The following is a 17494-nucleotide window of genomic DNA, read 5'->3' on the forward strand; positions in this document are numbered from 1 at the left end:
GGATTATTTGTTATTTATTAAATCCATTAAATCTACATCGTTTCCAAGAAGGATTTCGTTAGGGTTTATACGTCCTTTCATGCTGTCGTTTTCTAATTTTAAAACGCCTCTTGGACAAACTGCACTACAAATACCACAGCCAACACAACTAGAACGTACAATGTTTTCGCCTTTTTGAGCATAAGCACGTACATCTATTCCCATTTCGCAATAGGTAGAGCAATTTCCGCAAGAAATACATTGTCCACCGTTGGTGGTAATTCTGAATTTTGAAAATAAACGTTGCTGAAATCCTAAAATTGCCGCCATAGGACAACCAAATCTACACCAAACACGACTGCCAAAAATAGGGTAGAAGCCAGTACCAATAACACCAGAAAATATAGAACCGATTAAAAATCCGTAGCTTTTTCTTAAGCTTTCAGATTTAAATAAAAATAACGAATTGTCTTTACTAAAATAGTGCAAAGCAAATAACGTCATGATAATTACAAAGTAGCCAATAGCACCATATTTAGCGTCTTTTGCTAGTTCATTTCTTTTAAAAATCATTGTGCCAGCAAAAATGATAGTTAAAAACGATGCAACAAAAATTAAAAACGACGATTTTGTAAGCCAATATTTGCTGGTATCATTACCCAAATAACTATGTATTACAGCTGTAGTCATAAGTACAACAAATACTAAAACCGAGTGAATTACCCAACGCTCTACTTTCCAAGCAAATTGAGATTTGTCACTTAATTGTCTAAAGCTATCACCAGCTGTTTCGGCTAATCCACCACAACCACAAACCCAAGAACAGTACCAACGTTTACCGTACTTATAAGTTAAAATAGGTGTAATAACAAATATTGAAACGATACCAAAAATTAGCATCGCTAATCCAATGTTTCCTGCGCTTATAAATGCTTTTACTCGGTAACTTTCAAAGTTATAATAATTAAGAGGCCAAATGTTTTTTAAATCGTAGTACGGTAAATCGCTATTCATTACGTACATAAATTCTGGAATTAAAAACGCAAAAGCCAATTGAAAAAACATGACCGAAATAGTGCGGATTTGCTCATAGCGATTATGTCTATATTTTAAAATGAATTTATAGCCAAAAACCAAAATAGCAACTGTATATAACGTACCGTATACAAACCATTGACTGGCGTCTCTGCCGCTTAAAAGTTGACTTAAAGGATCAAAAAGAGCAACTAAACCTGTGTTTTCTTCACCTTTTTGAGCTAAACCTAAATATTGCGGATAAAAATAAAGTACAATGTAAAATAAGGTTAAAACGACACCAATTAGCCAACCGACTAAACCTCTTGAAGATAAAGATTTAAACCAAACACCATCATTTTTAATGCCTTTAGATTTATTTAAGTATAAACTATTAGAAAACCATATAGTCCCGACAAACATTAAGGTTAAAGCAATAGACAAAGCTATAGTTTTGTTAGGGAATTGAACATTAAATAATGCTAACACCAAAATAAAAAGTCCTAATATGCCAACTGCTGACGCTATTTTTTGAGTTTTTGTTAATCCGTAAGAATTAGCCAAAGACATACTGTAATTTAATTTTAAGCTCATGTTAGTTAGTTTGTAAGGTGTTATTGTACGTTTCTTTTATCTCGTTTTCAAATCGCTTGTAAAATTCTGGATCAAAATTGGCTTGCTCTAGATGATTAATGACATAGTCTAAATCTCGCTTTTCGGTTAGCCATTTATCAAAAATTTCGTGACGTAGTCTAATGCCAAAGGTGTTTATTCCTAAAAACTGATTGGTGTTTTTATGGTAAGCTATGGTAATGCATTTGGTGTCATCGTCATGTTTCCAATGAAAATGAGTTTCGTAATCAGGTCTTCCTTTTTTACCATGTACCCAACCATAGGTTTGGTATTCTATGTCTATAAATTTAGCGCTGTTAAACCAATGTCCTGGTTTGTATTCAGTAGGATTGCCGCAAATGGTTTGTGCCAGAGTTTCGCCCATCATGCGACCTGTGTACCAAACCGCTTCAATAGGTCTGCGATTACCAATAGCTTTGCGTTGCTCAGCACAGTCGCCAATTGCATAAATATCTTTAATGTTGGTTTCTAAAAATCGATTGACTAAAACGCCTATATTGGTTTCTATGTTGCTTTCTTTTAAAAATGAAATGTTAGGTGTAACACCAGCAGTTAAGCCTACAAAATCACACGGAATTTCTTCGCCTGTTTCTTCAATAATGATGGATTTTACTTTTTCGTTATCATCAGAAATGATTTCTTTTAAATTAGTTGAAAGTCTTAAATCGATATGATGATTTTTGATGTGTCTGTTTAGCATTTGACTTTCGCCTTCTGGTAAAACGCTATTCCAAAAACTGCTTTCACGAACTAAAAATGTTACCGGAATATTTCTAGAATTTAACATTTCTGCCAATTCAATACCAATTAATCCACCACCAACAATGACGGCGCGTTTACAAACTTTATTATTTGGCGCATAGATTTCAAGATGTTCTAAATCTTGTTTGCTGTATAAGCCTTGCACACCTTTTAGATCTTCACCTGGCCAACCAAACTTGTTAGGTTTGCTACCTGTTGCAATGACTAATTTGTCATAACTCATTTGGTCACCTTCTGCAAAATGAAGTGTTTTATTATCAGTGTCAATAGTCTTTACATACCCTTTTTTTAGTTCGATATTGTTTTTCTTCCAAAACCAATTTTCATAAGGTTGTGTGTGCTCAAACTTCATATGTCCCATATATACATACATAAGCGCAGTACGCGAGAAAAAATAATCGCTTTCAGCAGATATAATGGTGATTTTTTTATCAGATAATTTTCTAATGTGTCTTGCTAAAGTCACGCCAGATATTCCATTACCTATTATGGCTATGTGTTCCATATAATTAGTTTAGTTAGGCTTTAAGTCGAAGCTTTTGTTAAAACCTTAATTACATTATTCAAGTTTGTTTAAATTTATAAATAAATTAACAGTTATGAAGCACTTTTCACTTTTGTGTACGGTCTTATTATTGGTTTCGTGTAGTATGACTTTACCTAAAACAGAAAAAATTAATGGTGTAAGTTTTGTGGCATCTCGCGATAGTATTTCAGAAAAACATACAAAACCAGTAGTAAATTTAAATGCTAATTATGCTGCGATTATGCCATTTGGATTTATAAAAAGTTTAGAGCATCCAGAAATTATTTATAATACAAATAGACAATGGTTTGGCGAAACTGATAAAGGTGTAAAGCAGTACGTTAAAACACTTAAAAAACAACAAATTAAAATAATGATAAAGCCTCAAATTTGGGTTTGGCGTGGCGAATTTACAGGTTTTATAAAAATGAATACTGAACAAGAATGGCAAGAATTAGAACAGACCTATGAAAACTTTATTTTAGATTTTGCAAAAGTAGCCGAAGACATCAACGTTGATATGTTTTGTATTGGTACAGAACTTGAAAATTTTGTTGCACATCGACCAAAGTTTTGGACGCAATTAATTAAAAAAATTAGAACGATTTACAAAGGTAAACTTACATATGCAGCCAATTGGAACGAGTTTACAAAAACACCATTTTGGGCAGATTTAGACTACGTTGGAATAGATGCGTATTTTCCTGTAAGTGATTTAAAAACACCAACTGTAGTAGATTGTTTACAAGGTTGGAATGCGCATTTGCCAGATATTAAAAATGTACAAAAAACCACAAAAAAGCCTATTTTGTTTACTGAATTTGGTTACCGTAGTTTTGATTTTTCTGGTAAAAAACCATGGTTAACCGGTAATTATGACGCTAATCCAAACCTAGAAGCGCAAGTAAATACCACAAAAGCTTTATTTAAAACCTTTTGGGAAGAAGACTGGTTTGCTGGTGGATTTGTTTGGAAGTGGTTTCATAATTACGAGCAATCTGGTGGCGCAAAAGACAATATGTTTACACCACAAAATAAACCTGCTGAAGAAATTATTAGACAGTATTATAAAAAATAATCTATGAGGACATTAGTGATTGGAGATATACACGGCGGATTAAAAGCGCTAATTCAACTATTGGAGCGCGCAAAAGTTTCAGAAGAAGATTGTCTTATTTTTTTAGGAGATTACGTAGATGGTTGGAGCGAATCTGCTCAAGTAATTCAATATTTAATAGAATTGTCTAAAACTAATACTTGTATTTTTATAAAAGGAAATCATGACGCTTGGTGCGAAGATTGGCTTAGAGAAAACTTGATTAATCAATCGTGGTATCAACATGGTGGAAAAGAAACTATTGAAAGTTATAATGCTTTTTCAGATGAAGAAAAGCAGCATCACTTACAGTTTTTTGAAGCAATGCAAATGTATCACTTAGATGAAAATAATAGGTTGTTTATTCATGCAGGATTTACATCTGTTCATGGTGTTGAAAGAGAATACCAGATTGAGAATTTTTATTACGATCGTACACTTTGGGAAATGGCAATAACCATGGATAAACGCATTGAAAAAGACTCAGAATTATACCCAAACCGATTAAAACACTACACCGAAATTTTTATTGGTCATACACCAACTATCAGGTTTTCTCAAGATCAACCAATGCATGCTGTTAATATTTGGAATGTAGATACTGGCGCAGCATTTACGGGTAAATTATCGGCAATAGATTTGGATACAAAACAGGTGTTTCAAAGTGATGAAGTTTACAAAATGTATCCTAACGAATCTGGAAGAAATACTAATTCATATCGTTTAATAAAAAGGAAAAAATAATTTAATGTTTACTTAGTTAGGTGCTTAAACGTAAGGTTGTATAAATAGTTAAGACTAATAATTATCAAATTAAGTGATACTAACTAAACATCATTAATATGTCTATAAAATATTTACAAACCATTTTATTTTCATTGCTATTTACAACCGCTTTTTCTCAAAACGTTTCAAATTTTAAAATTGAGGGTAATAAAAAACTAAAGACTTCTTTTATAAATAAAGTTTCTCGACTTTCAGAGCAATCTGTGTTAGATTCAACTTTGATAGAAGAAGATATTAAGCTTTTAAAACGACTTCCATCTATTGCTCATGCAAATTATACAACTAAAAAACTACAAGACGGAACTTATGAAGTAGTTTACATTGTAGAAGAAAATTTTACAATTATTCCTTCAGTAAATGTGTATACATCTAATGATGATGAGTTTGCGTACAGATTAGGATTGTACGAGTTTAACTTATTTGGTCAAAACATGACCTTTGGTGGTTTTTACCAAAAAGATATTTATAGCTCTTATGGTGTAAATTTTAGAGCGCCTTTTTTGTTTAATAGGAAATTTGGTCTTGCTGTAAATCATATGGATTGGCAAACACAAGAACCAGTGTTTTTTAATTCAGGAACTGTAAATTATAAATATCAAAATACATCTTATGAAGTACTTGGTTTATATCAGCCAGATTTTAATAATCGACTAGAACTAGGATTAAACTTATTTAAAGAGAATTACGATTATCTAGAGGATCAAACCATATCAAACCAATTTAAAAATATTAGTGCTAATAAAGTGATGGTTAAAGGACTTTATGAGTATAATAATCTTGACTTTGAATACCAATACGTAACTGGTTTTAAAAGTTTGCTAAATCTGCAATATGTAATCTCTAATAATGATGTCTTACCAACATTTTTAATAGGTTGGAACGATTTTAATTATTACAAAAAAGTAGGAGAAAAAGGCAATTGGGCATCAAGATTACGATTAGGTTTGGCTACTAATAATGATAGTGCTTTTGCACCGTTTTCTTTAGATAATAATTTAAATATTAGAGGTGTTGGTAACACCATAGATCGTGGTACAGGTGCAATAGTTTTAAATACAGAATACAGACGTACTTTATATGAAAAAGGTTGGTTTGTGTTGCAAGGTAATGCATTTGTAGATGCTGGAAGTTGGCGAAATCCTGGAGGGAATTTTACCGATTTTGTAACTTCAGATAACATTAGAGTTTTTCCTGGTCTAGGATTACGTTTTATACATAAAACTATTTTTAATGCTGTATTTAGAATTGATTACGGTTACGGAATTTCTAAAAACGATGCAAGAGGTTTTGTGTTTGGTATTGGCCAATATTTTTAAGAAATGTGCTTCTTGTAATACTTGTGCAAATCTATAGCCGAAGCGCCAAGCCACTTTTTTAAATATATCATCCAAAAATGATATTGAAGTTTAAACACGCCATGTTTTTTATATAACCTTGCAGAGGTAGTTATAGGTGAATTAATTACAATAAATTGATTGCAATCATATAACTGACTTATAAAAATATTGTCTTCGTAAATAATATAAGACTCATCAAAACCACCAATTTTATTAAACAATGCTTTTGTAACAAATAAACTTTGGTCGCCGCCACGACATGCTTTAAAATTAAATTTTGTAAACCATCCAGCCATACGTAGCCACCAATGGTTACTATCAAATTTTAATCTAAAACAACCTGCGTGATTATCCTTTTGTATTTCATTTAAAATGAATTGATCAAAGTGTTTTGGAGGAAAAGAATCGGCATGTAAAAAATATAATATAGTTCCTGTAGCAGCTTTTGCGCCAATATTCATCTGTTTGGCACGTCCTTTTTTGGAATTCAGTAGAATAATTTTTGTTCTATTTTCAGCGTCAGTTCGAGTGAAGTTTTCTGTTGAAAATTTTGTATCGAGAACTTTTCTAGCATCTCGATTCAATTCTTTATTACAATCAGAATCACTTGATGCGTCGTTAATCATTTTCTCAACTATTTCAACCGAATTATCAGTACTTCCACCATCTACAACAATAAGTTCTATTTGGTCCTTTTGTTTAGCGTTTTCAATAAGATGTTGAAGCAATTTGCCAATGCGTTCTGCTTCATTTAGCATAGGAATTATGATAGAAATTCTATTCATTTAAATTCCAATTATAATCTTTATAGTTAATTTTTGCGTCTTTAGAAATTGTAGTTGAAGTGTATTGATTTATAAAATCAATAACAGTTCCTTTATTTTCAAAATCTTTTCTAAACCACTTAAAAATTTTAGAAAGTTTTAATTGATTTTTAGTGATTTCATTTTTAGTGTTATCCGCCAGAAATGTTTTAGTAGCTTTAGTTAATTGAGTATCTAAAGTATTTGCTTTAAAAGCTTTGTTTTGAAGTTTAGGACAAGAAATTGATGCGCAAACAATAGCAAAATGAATTCGAGGTTCGTTCATTTTTCTTAGAATATCGTGTTCAATTTCATCTAAATTATAACTGAGATTTGCAGTTTTCCATAATCGTTGTTTCCAAGGGTTTTTTATGTCTTTGATAGATTTTATTGGGTAATGACGCACAATTAAATCTACAGTCAACACATTGTATAGATTAATCCAGTAGGCTAATTTTTCATTTTTAGTAGCGCCATCTGAAGGCGTGTTTTTAGCTAAATATGATATGTAGTCTTTAAGTTTTACAGAATCTTTTTTGAAAGACTTGTAATTTACTTCTCCAGATTCTGAAACGTGTTTAGTTAATAATTCTGACCATAATTTATGATCTAAATCTTGAGAAAAACCAAAAAACGTCCAACTAAAAATAAATAGATAAATAAAGTGTTTCATAATAGTTTTTTATTTTTTAGTTAAACGTTTTTAATGGTTAAATGTCGATTATCGACTAGCAACATCCGCCACCATCGTAATGGAAGGTAGATTCGCTAATAAAAATATCATCTCTGCCAAGACTAGCTAAAGCTCCAGCAGTTTTATCGCAAATTGCTAATGGTTGGTTTTTTAATAAAACGTGACCAGCTTTATCATCAAAATAATCCTCTTCACCATAATAAATAGCTGCTTTACCAGTAAAAATGCAAGGTCCATCTGCAGGCATTGGATCTTTTATAGCGGCAACTTCTATAGATTCTATATAGATTAGCTCGTCTGTTGGGTAATGTTTTGGGTCTAAAATACGGTATGGTTTTCTGGCTCTAATTTCGATAGTTCCAAAACCAGCATCGGTTAAAGCTTTTACATACTCAGCAATTGGTAAACTACCGCTTAAACAAAGTGCGCGTAATCTTTCGTCGTTGCGTAACGTATCATTCATTGGTTGCTCGCAAGTTGGATCACTCATCACTAAACGACCATGAGGTTTTAAAACACGGTACATTTCGTCTATTGCTTTCTTTAATTCTTCAGCTTTAAAAATATTGAATAAGCAGTTTTGCGCTGCAACATCAATGCTATTATCTTCAACAGGTAAGTGTAAAGCATCTCCTTTTTTAAGATCTACAAATTCACTTTTAAACCAAGTGTTTTGAGCTTCGGCTTCTTTAAAATTTTTACGTGAAGCGTCTAACATTTCATCTACAACATCTACACCGATAACGCCATTTTTTTGACGAGAAAAATAAGCGAATTGCAGTAACTCCATTCCGCCACCAACACCAACATAAAGTATTTTTGGGCTGTTAGTTAAATCTCGAGGATGAACAGTTGATCCGCAACCATAATTCATCTCTTGCATAATTTTTGGGATTTTTAATCCTGGTAATTCCCAAATAGGATTTGTAGTACAACATAAGCCTACATCTGGTGTTAGTGCAGCTTCTTTGTAAACGTCTTTTGTGGTGTTTAAGTAACTCATAGTTTAAGTATGCAGTTGGTAGAGATCAGTCTTTAGTTTTAATTATAAACTGAGTGCTGAAAAACTACTAACTATTATAATGTTTCTATTAAATCTTTAAATAAAGTAATCATATCAGGTTCGGCTTTGTTAGCCATAGCTATAATTTCTTGTATATCTACTGGTTTTAAATTTTCTGGGTCACATTCGTCTGTTAATACAGAGACAGCTGCAACTTTTAAATTTAAGTGATTTGCGACTATTACTTCTGGTACGGTGCTCATTCCTACAGCATCTGCGCCAATAGTTTTTAGCATTCTGTATTCTGCTCTAGTTTCTAATTGTGGACCAACAACACTTGCATACACACCTTCATGTAAAGAAATATTATGTTTTTTCGCTATAGTTTTTATTGCGCTGTTAATGTCTAAATTGTAAGGAGCACTCATGTCTACAAAGCGTTCTCCTAAAGCTTCTACACCTTGAAAAGCTAATGGCGAACTACCTTGTAAGTTAATATGATCATCAATTAACATAAGTTCGCCTTTTTTGAAGTCTAAATTTATAGCTCCAGCAGCGTTAGAAACTAACAAAGTGTTTATGCCTAATTTTTCCATAACCCTAACAGGGTAAGTTACATCTTGTAAGGTGTATCCTTCATAAATATGAAAACGACCTTGCATGACAATTACTTTTTTGCCTGCTAGTTTGCCAAAAATTAATTTGCCTTTATGAAACTCGACTGTAGCAGTAGGGAAGTGCGGAATATGATTATAACTAACTTCTGCAATGGTTTCTAGATGACTTGGTAATTGTCCTAAACCAGTGCCTAAAATAATCCCTATTTCTGGTTGTTCAAATCCTTTATCTTTTAAATAATCTACAGTTTTATTAATGTATTTTATCATGGTTTAATTAATGCTTTTAAATCGTTATATTTTTCTATGTCGCTATAAACGTCAATATCGTTTAAGGTCTCTAACAAAAATACATTTTCTTGCTCTAAATTGTCTAAAGTTTCTTTTAAAACGCTACTTGTTCCCCAATTTTTATTTTGAAATAATTTAGCGTGTAATTCCTTCATTCCTAATAAATAATAACCGCCATCTTCGGCAGGTCCAAGCACGACATCATTGTCTTCTAAAGCTTCAAACGCTTGGTTAATGTGTTCTATTTTTAAGTCGTAAAGGTCACTGCCAACTATAACTATTTTTTCATAATCATTTTCAAAACCGTGTTTAAAAGCATTTGCCATTCTTTGACCTAAATCATTACCGTGTTGTTGATGTTTTTGATAAATAGAGTTGTCCCAAACGTCGTTTTCTCTAATTTTTACAGAATAATAGACAGCTTTATCGCAGTTTAATGGCCTCAACACACTTTCGGTATGCTCTAATAATTTTTTATATATCGCTAAAGCGGAAGGATTGCCAATAGTTTTAGCTAACCTTGTTTTTACTTTTCCTAATTCTGGATTACGTGTGAATGTTATGATGAGATTTTTCTGATTCATTTAAAAAACTTTTTCACCTTTAGTTAACCATTTAGACCAATTTTTGTCGTAAACATGTACTTTTTCAGTTGCTTTTTCATTTAAATCAAAAACTGAAAAATTGTTATTTTTCCATTCAAAAATACCACCATACAAATTGAAAACATTGGTGTAGCCTTCATCTTTTAATTGCTGAGCAATTTTTGCGGATCGTACACCAATAGAGCAATACACGACAATTATTTCGTTTTTATCAGAAATAAGTTGAGCTGTTTTTTCTATGTCGAAATTTTCAAAATCTACAAATACAGCATCTTTTAGATGACTTACTTTATATTCTTCAAAACTTCTAGCGTCCAAAATTTTAGCTTTGGTTTTTGGCATAGCTAACTCTTGTACACTAATGTAAGGTATATCAGAATGATTGTGTTTTTTCAATACATCATTTAAAGTTTTTTGCCCAAAACTTTGAACTCCTAGTAATGTAAATATGTATAAAAAAACGACTTTCATTTTAAGCTACAGTACCTTGACAACTACTTCCTGCGCCAGCAGTACAACCATAACAATGTTGAGAAATTATGATATCTCTGTTTTGTAAAACTTCTTCATTATAGTTGCTAATATGTTTAGTTTTACTAGCGACTTTTAAATCTAGCATTTGATTAAAATCGCAGTCGTATAAATAACCATCCCAACTTACAGATAGTGTATTCGTGCACATTACATTTGCTACTGCCGAAGGATTAAATGCATCTACTAAAGCGTACATGTAATCTTCATAATTTTCACTAGCAATTAGGAAATCTAAAAAGCGGCTAATAGGTAAATTAGTGATTGCAAATAAATTATGAAATTGAATACCAAAATCTTCAAGCAAAGCCTTTTTAAAATCTTTTTCCATTGCAGCTTGATTAGCCGGTAAGAAAGCGCCAGATGGATTATAAACTAAATCTAATTTTAGATTGCTGTCTGGCATACCATATCCAACAGCATTTAAATCTTTTAGAGCTTGTATGGATTGGTCAAAAACACCTTCGCCACGTTGTTTATCTGTTTTTCCTCTTGTCCAGTGTGGCATTGACGATACTACATGTACGTTATGTTTTTTAAAGAAGTCTGGTAAGTCATGATATTTTTTGTTAGCACGAATAATAGTAAGGTTAGAGCGAACAATAAAATCTTTAATTCCTACTTTAGCTGCCTCTTCTACAAACCATCTAAAATTAGGATTCATTTCTGGTGCGCCACCAGTAAGGTCTAAAGTATGTGCGCCTGTAGATTTTATAACATCTAAGCATTGTTGCATAGTTTCTTTCGTCATAATCTCTTTACGGTCTGGTCCAGCATCTACATGACAATGCTCGCAAACTTGATTGCACATATATCCTACATTAATTTGTAAGATTTCTAAAGGTTTTGGTTTAAGGGGAAATTGATTGCTTTCTGCAATTTTATCTTTAAAAGTGGGTAATTCGCCATTAGCAAAAATGCCATTTGACAAAATCTCTAGCTGTTTATTGGTTTTTGCTAATTCACTATCGCGTTTATGTAAAGATTGAGTTTTTAATTTAGACATAAATTAACCTTCTAATTTATTCACTTTATTCATCATTTGCACTCCATGTACTAAAGAGGCGCCGCCACGTATTGCACCAGCAACATGTAAGGCTTCCATCATTTCTTCTTTAGTGATTCCGCGTTGTAAACCGTCTCCAGTGTATGCATCAATACAATATGGACATTGAATTGTGTGAGCAACAGCTAAAGCGATTAAAGATTTTTCTCTTTCAGATAATGCGCCTTCTTGAAAAACGGTATTGTAATAATCGAAAAATTTTGAACCAAGCTCTTCGTTCCAGTCAGAGATTTTTCCAAATTTTCTTAAATCGGCAGGATCATAGTAAGTTTTTGACATAATTGGTGTTTGTATTTAGTTACGTAAAAAGTGAAATTACAGTTTTATGTCGAAAAAAATATTGGCTTATTACATTTTTTTTAAAAGAAGATTGTAAAAACCAAAAAACCCGAACAATTTGTTCGGGTTTTTAGTGGTGGTGCCTCCAGTACTACTTTGTAGTTTTATGTATGTTATCTTATTTTAATCAATAGTATTTGTATCTTCTGTTATTATTGATTTTAATGTGTTTGTAGAATAAAATATCTATATTTGAAATAACAATAGTTCAACTTTATGTTGTCCCTTTTGTTGTCCCTTTTTGATTTAAAAATAGTAATATGACTAAAACAATAAATCCAACTTCTGGAACTGTAAAATATAGGTTAAAAGCGCCTAGCGTAAACAAGGAAACCTCGATAATATTAGATTATAGTTTTGGAAGGGGGAATCGGATTAAATTCTCAACAGGTTATAAGGTTAATCCAAAATATTGGGATGAAAATAATCAAAGAATAAGAGCGGTATCAACAATAAAAAACAGAGAAAATGTTAATCGTGATTTGCAGCTTTTTGCATCTGAGTTTATTAAGTTAATTTCTGAATTAAATGAAGATCAGAAAAGTGACAAGTTAATACTAAAGTCATTGCTCAGAAAAATAGTTAGAGGAGAAGAGAGTAATGATGTTGAAATTACAAGTTTTTTTCAATTTGCTGATGATTTTATTTTTAGAAAAGAAAATCAATCAAAAAATATTAGTAGTGTAAAGTTGAGTCCAATCACTGTTAGATCCTATAAACAAACATTAAATCGAATAAAAGACTTTAATTCTGTGACTAATTATGGTGTTGACTTTAATACAATTGATCTTAAGTTTTACTATCTATTTATTCAGTATTTAGAGGAAAATAATTATTCAACTAATACTATAGGCAAGCATATTAAAAATTTAAAAACAATTTTAAATGCCGCAACTGAAGATGGTTATAATACAAGTTTGAAATATAAGCATCGTGATTTTAAGGCTGTTTCAAAAGAATCGGTTTCAATATATTTGACTGAAGCTGAAATAGAAGCTATGTTTAATCTAGATTTATCCAATTTAAAGGATTGGCAATTGGCAAGAGACATTTTTTTAGTGGGTTATTATACGGGGCAGCGTGTTTCAGATTATAATCCTATAGTACCTAGTCAGGTTAAACAATTTCAAGGGAAAGATGTAATTGAATTTAAACAAAGAAAAACAGGAAAGAAATTATTTGTACCAATACATCATAAGTTGAAGAAGATTTTTAAGGATAGATACAATGGTTATCCGCCTCCAGAATTAAATGCTCCAGACATTAATGAGTTTATAAAAGAGGTTGGAAGGAAGGCAAAAATCGATACAGAAATCTCCTTAGAAAAGGAGGTAAATGGTAAAATTGAAATACTTACAGTGCCAAAATACAGTCTCATTCAATCACATACAGCAAGACGGTCCTTTTGTACAAACGCTTATTTGTCAAAAATGCCTGTAATTGATATTATGGCAATTAGTGGTCATTCAACCGAACGAGAGTTTTATAAGTATATAAAAGTAACACCGCAAGAAAGAGCAATTAAAATTGCTGATAGTAATTTTTTTAAATAGAAATATGGATTTTAAAGATGTTTTTGCATTCAAAAGTGAAAAAGATCAAAGCGAGTTTTCGCTTAATGATTACAGTTTTTTAGTTGATAAATACAATGATCATAAGCTTAGGCTTGATGAAAATTTTAATCTTAAATATTTCCTTTCAAAATCAATAGTCGAAATTGATGTTCTTGACATTAATGATTTTTTAACTCATCACTATGACTATTGCGAAAACCCAGAAAAGTATTATAATGTTTTAGAATTAAAAGTTATACCTACTTTTGAAAGTGTAATTGAAAATTGTAAACCATATCAGATCGGTTTTGGCTTTTATGGAGAAAAACCTCTTGAATACGGTTTTGTTAGTACAGAAGGTGTTATAAAAAAACATGCGTTTGAGAACAGTTATTTTGAAAATTATATCGCTACCACAAATAAAAAACACGAGTTACAAAAAAAATTAGAAAAAATAAGGAGTTTTGTTAAAGACTATATAAACTATAAAGACTCTCCAAGAACTTCTTCATTAAAATGGTTGGCGGGTCCTTCTGAATTAGGTGTTTTAGTAGAAGAGTTGATTACGAAGGGTTACTTGGATGGGCCAAAGAATAGAGGTGAAATAAATAGTAGGCAATTAGCAAAAGAATTAATAGAAGTTTTTAATTGTGATGAAAATGTAGCTTTAACTTCTTTGCAAGCTTATGTTAATCCTGATAACAAAAAAAATAAACAGGCAAAGGAAAACTTTGAATTTACACTTTTCCAATATAAGAATAAGACGGAGTAAGTTAGGTGAGTATATAGACTCGTGTATACTCTAAAATCAGATATTTTTTTTGGAGATGCTTTAGATTTGTGACGTTCATTAATCAAATAGAGCATCATGAATTCAAAAGAAATAAGGATATATAATTTATCACCAGATGAATTTAAGGAGAGCATTAGATCTATTGTAAAAGAGTTAGTGCCTAAACAGAAAAATAAATTAGAAAAACTTCCATCTACAGAAGAGCTTCTGACAGTTGATGAAACCCTGAAACTATTAAAGTGTTCTAAGCAAGCTCTCTGGAATTGGCGTAAAAATGGCATTCTGCCTTCTTATCGCCTAGGTAATCGTGTTTACTACAAGAAAAGCGACATTTTTAATAAACTGGTAAAGCAAGTATAAGATGATTGGACATGTTATTCTACACCGTGATGTTATGGAATGGGAATGGTATCAAAATTCAAATGTTTTTAGGCTTTATTTTCACCTGATCTTAAAAGCTAATTTTAAAGATAAAAAGTGGCAAGGACAATTAATAAAGCGAGGACAGTTAATTACTTCAATAAGTCATTTAGCATCTGAATTAATGATTTCGGTTCAATCTATAAGAACTGCACTTTCAAAACTTGATGATAGTAATAATATAGTTTTGAAGTCAACAAACAGATTTACATTAATAACTATTGTAAACTATAATAAATACCAAACGGCAAAATCATACATTAACAAGCAACACAACAATCAAGTAACAAACAATCAACACTCTAATAACAAACAATCAACAACAACTAAAGAAAGAAATAATAATAATAAAGTTAATAAAGAAAAAATAGAGGCGAGGCTTGTAAAATTCAAAAAACAAGTTTTTGAATACTCTAAATATGATTTGAAAATTTTAAAAAGTTTTTATGATTACTGGAGCGAGTTAAATGTTAATAAAACAAAAATGCGGTTTGAAAAAGATGAATTTTTTGAAATTGAAAAAAGGCTTGAAAAATGGGTGGCAAACGAAAAGTTAAACTTTAAACAAGCTAATAACAAAGCAAAACTATTAACTAATAGATAAAATGAGAACAAACAAAACAAATACAGCTAGTGATCTATTGAGTCAGTTTCAAGTAGTGCATTACAATAAAAAAAGCGATAATAAAATGAAGAACGAAAAAAAATACGATAAAGATAGTTTATGGAGGACTTTTTTGAGCAAGTTTAATGAAATTCACGGAAAAAAATTAATGCTAAGTGAAGAATCAATAACAAACCTCAGTGTAATATTTTATTACTTTTTAAAGGAAAAAAAATTTTTTGAATCTGTAAACTTAAGAAAAGATATTTCTAAGCCATCATTTGATAAAGGACTATTAATAATTGGTGGTTATGGATTAGGAAAAACAGACTTTTTTAAGGTTTTTGAAGCAGTATTTAATGTTTATCCTGATCTAAGGTTTAAATTTTTTACAGCTAAAGGTCTTGTAAGAGATTTTGAAAAATGTCAAACGCCTTTTGATAAAGAGCATTTCTTTAAAAAAACAGAACGAAAACAATTATTTATTGACGATATAAACTCTGAACAGGAAGCAAGCAATTACGGAAAAAAAGATGTTATTGAGGAAATTTTATATAATCGATATGACTATAGATTAAGAACATTTGTAACCTGCAATTATACAAATTCGGATAATTGTGCAATTCGTACATTGGAAGATTTGGGTAAACGTTACGGTGGTCGAATTTATGACCGTTTGTTTGAAATGTTCAATATTATTGAGTTTAAAGGGAGAAGTATACGAAACTAAAAAAAGCGTTAAATAAAATGTTATTTAACGGAATTAAAGTTTGAAAATTAGAAAATTATGGAAAAAACAGCATTTTGTAAGCATTGTCAACAACAATTTGTTCCGCGTAGAAGTAATCACTTTTATTGTAGTGCTAGTTGTAGAACAAAAGCTAGTTACTTAAGAAATGACTACAAATATATTTCTGGGCACTATGAAAGAAGTGTGCCATCAAAAATAGAAAAGCAACCTTTATTTAAAAATAGTGGTGACTTGATATTAGCTGTTCAATCTTTAGAAAAGCGTATTGAGGAACTAAATAATCAAAAGCGTATTGAAATAAATTCAGTTAAGGATGTAGCTTTGGGTACGGTAGCAGCAGATGCAGGTGTCTATGCTGCAAAAAGATTGTTTGCTCCAAAATCTTTACCAGCTACTAAAGGTGATATTGAGCAATTAAAGCTGCAATTGATAACGCTAAATAACTTATTAAAGGGAATAGGGTAACTTAGTTTACAATTTCGTTTACCAAATCGATACGTTCTATAAGTTTATTAACTAATTCTTCTTTAGAGACAAAGTATTTTTTGTATTTACCTGTGGTTTTACCACTAGCCATTGAAATAGTAATTCTATAATCTCCATTTGATAAACTACTTGCTAATTTAGTTACGTCTTTTGAGGGTAAAAAGAGGATTTCCTCATCCATTTCCATTTTTGTTGGATTGAATGATAGTCCCACTATGTAATAAGAATGATGTTCTTTAAAAGTATTACCGTTAATATTTAATATCATACGATTGCGCTTGTGAACATTAAACCTTGTTTTTACTTGTATATAAATTGGGTTGTAGATTTTTTCTTTAAGCACAATTAAGTCGATACCACGCTCATCAATTACAGGTTTAAATACATTTAATAAGCCTTGACTGTAGAGTAAAATGATTTCCTTAACACGGTCTTCGCCTATATTGCCTTTGGATTGTGCTGATAAACCTGATGTATCTATAAAATCTTCTTGGTTGTTTTCTTCTGAATCCTCTATTACCTCAACTTCTTTGGTGCTAATGGTTATTAATTGCTGTGTGACTTCAACGGTTAAAATATCTCTTTCTTTTACACCTAATTCATTATAAAATGCGGTCATACCAAAAATACGGTTGTGGTCTGCATTGTATTTTTTAATTTGTGGATTGGTACTGTTTTTTAATAGAACCATTACCTCACCATTTTGTGAAGGTAATAACCCTCTTGCCTTTGCAGGCACATACAAGAACCCTAAACGGGTTTCTACCTCTATGAGTTTGCGTTGGTATGTTATTGTATTACTCAT

20 protein-coding genes are annotated in these 17494 nt (G+C 31.2%); 9 read left to right on the forward strand and 11 right to left on the reverse strand.

Translation table 11 applies throughout. The features are described from left to right. Window positions 1-3 precede the first annotated feature (3 nt). Window positions 4-1587 (reverse strand): 4Fe-4S binding protein, encoded by a 1584-nt coding sequence (locus tag ACEQT4_RS05970; RefSeq protein ID WP_370226527.1) that lies wholly within the window; start codon window positions 1585-1587, stop codon window positions 4-6. A 1-nt stretch (window position 1588) separates the two neighbouring features. Beyond that, window positions 1589-2893 carry an NAD(P)/FAD-dependent oxidoreductase gene (locus ACEQT4_RS05975; RefSeq protein WP_370226528.1) on the reverse strand — a complete coding sequence of 435 codons (1305 nt, stop codon included), beginning with the start codon at window positions 2891-2893 and terminating at the stop codon, window positions 1589-1591. 94 nt (window positions 2894-2987) lie between these two features. Between ACEQT4_RS05975 and ACEQT4_RS05980 the strand changes: the two genes are divergently transcribed. The 3 genes from ACEQT4_RS05980 to ACEQT4_RS05990 all read left to right on the forward strand — a co-directional run bounded on the left by ACEQT4_RS05980 (window position 2988) and on the right by ACEQT4_RS05990 (window position 6112). Beyond that, window positions 2988-3992, forward strand: a complete 1005-nt coding sequence (locus ACEQT4_RS05980; protein ID WP_370226529.1) for a glycoside hydrolase TIM-barrel-like domain-containing protein — start codon at window positions 2988-2990, stop codon at window positions 3990-3992. A 3-nt stretch (window positions 3993-3995) separates the two neighbouring features. Further along, complete coding sequence (locus tag ACEQT4_RS05985) at window positions 3996-4754, forward strand: metallophosphoesterase family protein (protein WP_370226530.1); 759 nt, start codon at window positions 3996-3998, stop codon at window positions 4752-4754. 98 nt (window positions 4755-4852) lie between these two features. After that, window positions 4853-6112 carry a POTRA domain-containing protein gene (locus tag ACEQT4_RS05990; RefSeq protein ID WP_370226531.1) on the forward strand — a complete coding sequence of 420 codons (1260 nt, stop codon included), beginning with the start codon at window positions 4853-4855 and terminating at the stop codon, window positions 6110-6112. Here the strand turns inward: ACEQT4_RS05990 and ACEQT4_RS05995 are convergent. From ACEQT4_RS05995 to ACEQT4_RS06030, 8 genes are all read right to left on the reverse strand, one after another. Beyond that, entirely contained in the window at window positions 6109-6918 is an 810-nt protein-coding gene (locus ACEQT4_RS05995) for a glycosyltransferase family 2 protein (RefSeq protein WP_370226533.1), read from the reverse strand. The genes ACEQT4_RS05990 and ACEQT4_RS05995 overlap by 4 nt on opposite strands. Continuing rightward, window positions 6911-7609: a DUF547 domain-containing protein gene (locus ACEQT4_RS06000; RefSeq protein WP_370226534.1), complete on the reverse strand. Its 699-nt coding sequence runs from the start codon at window positions 7607-7609 to the stop codon at window positions 6911-6913. The genes ACEQT4_RS05995 and ACEQT4_RS06000 overlap by 8 nt, the downstream gene beginning before the upstream one ends. Window positions 7610-7664: 55 nt before the next feature. Further along, the gene (arsM, locus tag ACEQT4_RS06005) at window positions 7665-8633 is read right to left on the reverse strand and encodes an arsenosugar biosynthesis arsenite methyltransferase ArsM (protein ID WP_370226535.1); all 969 of its coding nucleotides are present in this window, start codon (window positions 8631-8633) and stop codon (window positions 7665-7667) included. Between the two features lie 74 nt (window positions 8634-8707). Further along, window positions 8708-9520: a purine-nucleoside phosphorylase gene (locus tag ACEQT4_RS06010; RefSeq protein WP_370226537.1), complete on the reverse strand. Its 813-nt coding sequence runs from the start codon at window positions 9518-9520 to the stop codon at window positions 8708-8710. Next, complete coding sequence (locus ACEQT4_RS06015) at window positions 9517-10125, reverse strand: TIGR04282 family arsenosugar biosynthesis glycosyltransferase (RefSeq protein ID WP_370226538.1); 609 nt, start codon at window positions 10123-10125, stop codon at window positions 9517-9519. The genes ACEQT4_RS06010 and ACEQT4_RS06015 overlap by 4 nt, the downstream gene beginning before the upstream one ends. Beyond that, window positions 10126-10617 carry a rhodanese-like domain-containing protein gene (locus ACEQT4_RS06020; protein ID WP_370226539.1) on the reverse strand — a complete coding sequence of 164 codons (492 nt, stop codon included), beginning with the start codon at window positions 10615-10617 and terminating at the stop codon, window positions 10126-10128. Window position 10618: 1 nt separating this feature from the next. Next, a complete protein-coding gene (gene arsS, locus ACEQT4_RS06025; RefSeq protein ID WP_370226541.1) occupies window positions 10619-11683 on the reverse strand; it encodes an arsenosugar biosynthesis radical SAM (seleno)protein ArsS in 1065 nt (354 codons plus the stop codon). A 3-nt stretch (window positions 11684-11686) separates the two neighbouring features. Next, a complete protein-coding gene (locus ACEQT4_RS06030) occupies window positions 11687-12022 on the reverse strand; it encodes an arsenosugar biosynthesis-associated peroxidase-like protein (RefSeq protein ID WP_106679939.1) in 336 nt (111 codons plus the stop codon). A 320-nt stretch (window positions 12023-12342) separates the two neighbouring features. Between ACEQT4_RS06030 and ACEQT4_RS06035 the strand changes: the two genes are divergently transcribed. The 6 genes from ACEQT4_RS06035 (at window position 12343) to ACEQT4_RS06060 (ending at window position 16668) form a co-directional block, all read left to right on the forward strand. Then, window positions 12343-13635, forward strand: coding sequence for a phage integrase SAM-like domain-containing protein (locus tag ACEQT4_RS06035; protein WP_370226542.1), 1293 nt, complete (start codon window positions 12343-12345; stop codon window positions 13633-13635). A 4-nt stretch (window positions 13636-13639) separates the two neighbouring features. Beyond that, window positions 13640-14407, forward strand: a complete 768-nt coding sequence (locus tag ACEQT4_RS06040; RefSeq protein ID WP_370226543.1) for a hypothetical protein — start codon at window positions 13640-13642, stop codon at window positions 14405-14407. A gap of 96 nt (window positions 14408-14503) precedes the next feature. Continuing rightward, window positions 14504-14788, forward strand: coding sequence for a helix-turn-helix domain-containing protein (locus ACEQT4_RS06045; RefSeq protein WP_370226544.1), 285 nt, complete (start codon window positions 14504-14506; stop codon window positions 14786-14788). 1 nt (window position 14789) lies between these two features. Then, a complete protein-coding gene (locus tag ACEQT4_RS06050; protein WP_370226546.1) occupies window positions 14790-15452 on the forward strand; it encodes a hypothetical protein in 663 nt (220 codons plus the stop codon). Window position 15453: 1 nt separating this feature from the next. After that, entirely contained in the window at window positions 15454-16182 is a 729-nt protein-coding gene (locus ACEQT4_RS06055) for a hypothetical protein (protein WP_370226547.1), read from the forward strand. A gap of 57 nt (window positions 16183-16239) precedes the next feature. Further along, window positions 16240-16668, forward strand: coding sequence for a hypothetical protein (locus ACEQT4_RS06060; RefSeq protein WP_370226548.1), 429 nt, complete (start codon window positions 16240-16242; stop codon window positions 16666-16668). A 1-nt stretch (window position 16669) separates the two neighbouring features. Here ACEQT4_RS06060 and ACEQT4_RS06065 read toward each other — a convergent pair whose 3' ends face one another. Further along, window positions 16670-17494, reverse strand: coding sequence for a hypothetical protein (locus ACEQT4_RS06065; protein WP_370226549.1), 825 nt, complete (start codon window positions 17492-17494; stop codon window positions 16670-16672).

The organism is Mesoflavibacter sp. (assembly GCF_964226795.1).
In the GTDB taxonomy this organism is placed as follows: Bacteria; Bacteroidota; Bacteroidia; order Flavobacteriales; family Flavobacteriaceae; genus Mesoflavibacter; species Mesoflavibacter zeaxanthinifaciens.

Bases quoted from the DNA above. Each gene is read 5' to 3' on its own strand.
- ACEQT4_RS06020 (WP_370226539.1), bottom strand. From the start codon at position 10,617: ATGAAAGTCGTTTTTTTATACATATTTACATTACTAGGAGTTCAAAGT.
- ACEQT4_RS06050 (WP_370226546.1), top strand. From the start codon at position 14,790: ATGATTGGACATGTTATTCTACACCGTGATGTTATGGAATGGGAATGG.
- ACEQT4_RS05995 (WP_370226533.1), bottom strand. From the start codon at position 6,918: ATGAATAGAATTTCTATCATAATTCCTATGCTAAATGAAGCAGAACGC.
- arsS (WP_370226541.1), bottom strand. From the start codon at position 11,683: ATGTCTAAATTAAAAACTCAATCTTTACATAAACGCGATAGTGAATTA.
- ACEQT4_RS06030 (WP_106679939.1), bottom strand. From the start codon at position 12,022: ATGTCAAAAACTTACTATGATCCTGCCGATTTAAGAAAATTTGGAAAA.
- ACEQT4_RS06060 (WP_370226548.1), top strand. From the start codon at position 16,240: ATGGAAAAAACAGCATTTTGTAAGCATTGTCAACAACAATTTGTTCCG.
- ACEQT4_RS05970 (WP_370226527.1), bottom strand. From the start codon at position 1,587: ATGAGCTTAAAATTAAATTACAGTATGTCTTTGGCTAATTCTTACGGA.
- ACEQT4_RS05975 (WP_370226528.1), bottom strand. From the start codon at position 2,893: ATGGAACACATAGCCATAATAGGTAATGGAATATCTGGCGTGACTTTA.
- ACEQT4_RS06040 (WP_370226543.1), top strand. From the start codon at position 13,640: ATGGATTTTAAAGATGTTTTTGCATTCAAAAGTGAAAAAGATCAAAGC.
- ACEQT4_RS06010 (WP_370226537.1), bottom strand. From the start codon at position 9,520: ATGATAAAATACATTAATAAAACTGTAGATTATTTAAAAGATAAAGGA.
- ACEQT4_RS05985 (WP_370226530.1), top strand. From the start codon at position 3,996: ATGAGGACATTAGTGATTGGAGATATACACGGCGGATTAAAAGCGCTA.
- ACEQT4_RS06035 (WP_370226542.1), top strand. From the start codon at position 12,343: ATGACTAAAACAATAAATCCAACTTCTGGAACTGTAAAATATAGGTTA.
- ACEQT4_RS05980 (WP_370226529.1), top strand. From the start codon at position 2,988: ATGAAGCACTTTTCACTTTTGTGTACGGTCTTATTATTGGTTTCGTGT.
- ACEQT4_RS06045 (WP_370226544.1), top strand. From the start codon at position 14,504: ATGAATTCAAAAGAAATAAGGATATATAATTTATCACCAGATGAATTT.
- ACEQT4_RS06015 (WP_370226538.1), bottom strand. From the start codon at position 10,125: ATGAATCAGAAAAATCTCATCATAACATTCACACGTAATCCAGAATTA.
- ACEQT4_RS06065 (WP_370226549.1), bottom strand. From the start codon at position 17,494: ATGAGTAATACAATAACATACCAACGCAAACTCATAGAGGTAGAAACC.
- ACEQT4_RS06000 (WP_370226534.1), bottom strand. From the start codon at position 7,609: ATGAAACACTTTATTTATCTATTTATTTTTAGTTGGACGTTTTTTGGT.
- ACEQT4_RS06055 (WP_370226547.1), top strand. From the start codon at position 15,454: ATGAGAACAAACAAAACAAATACAGCTAGTGATCTATTGAGTCAGTTT.
- ACEQT4_RS05990 (WP_370226531.1), top strand. From the start codon at position 4,853: ATGTCTATAAAATATTTACAAACCATTTTATTTTCATTGCTATTTACA.
- arsM (WP_370226535.1), bottom strand. From the start codon at position 8,633: ATGAGTTACTTAAACACCACAAAAGACGTTTACAAAGAAGCTGCACTA.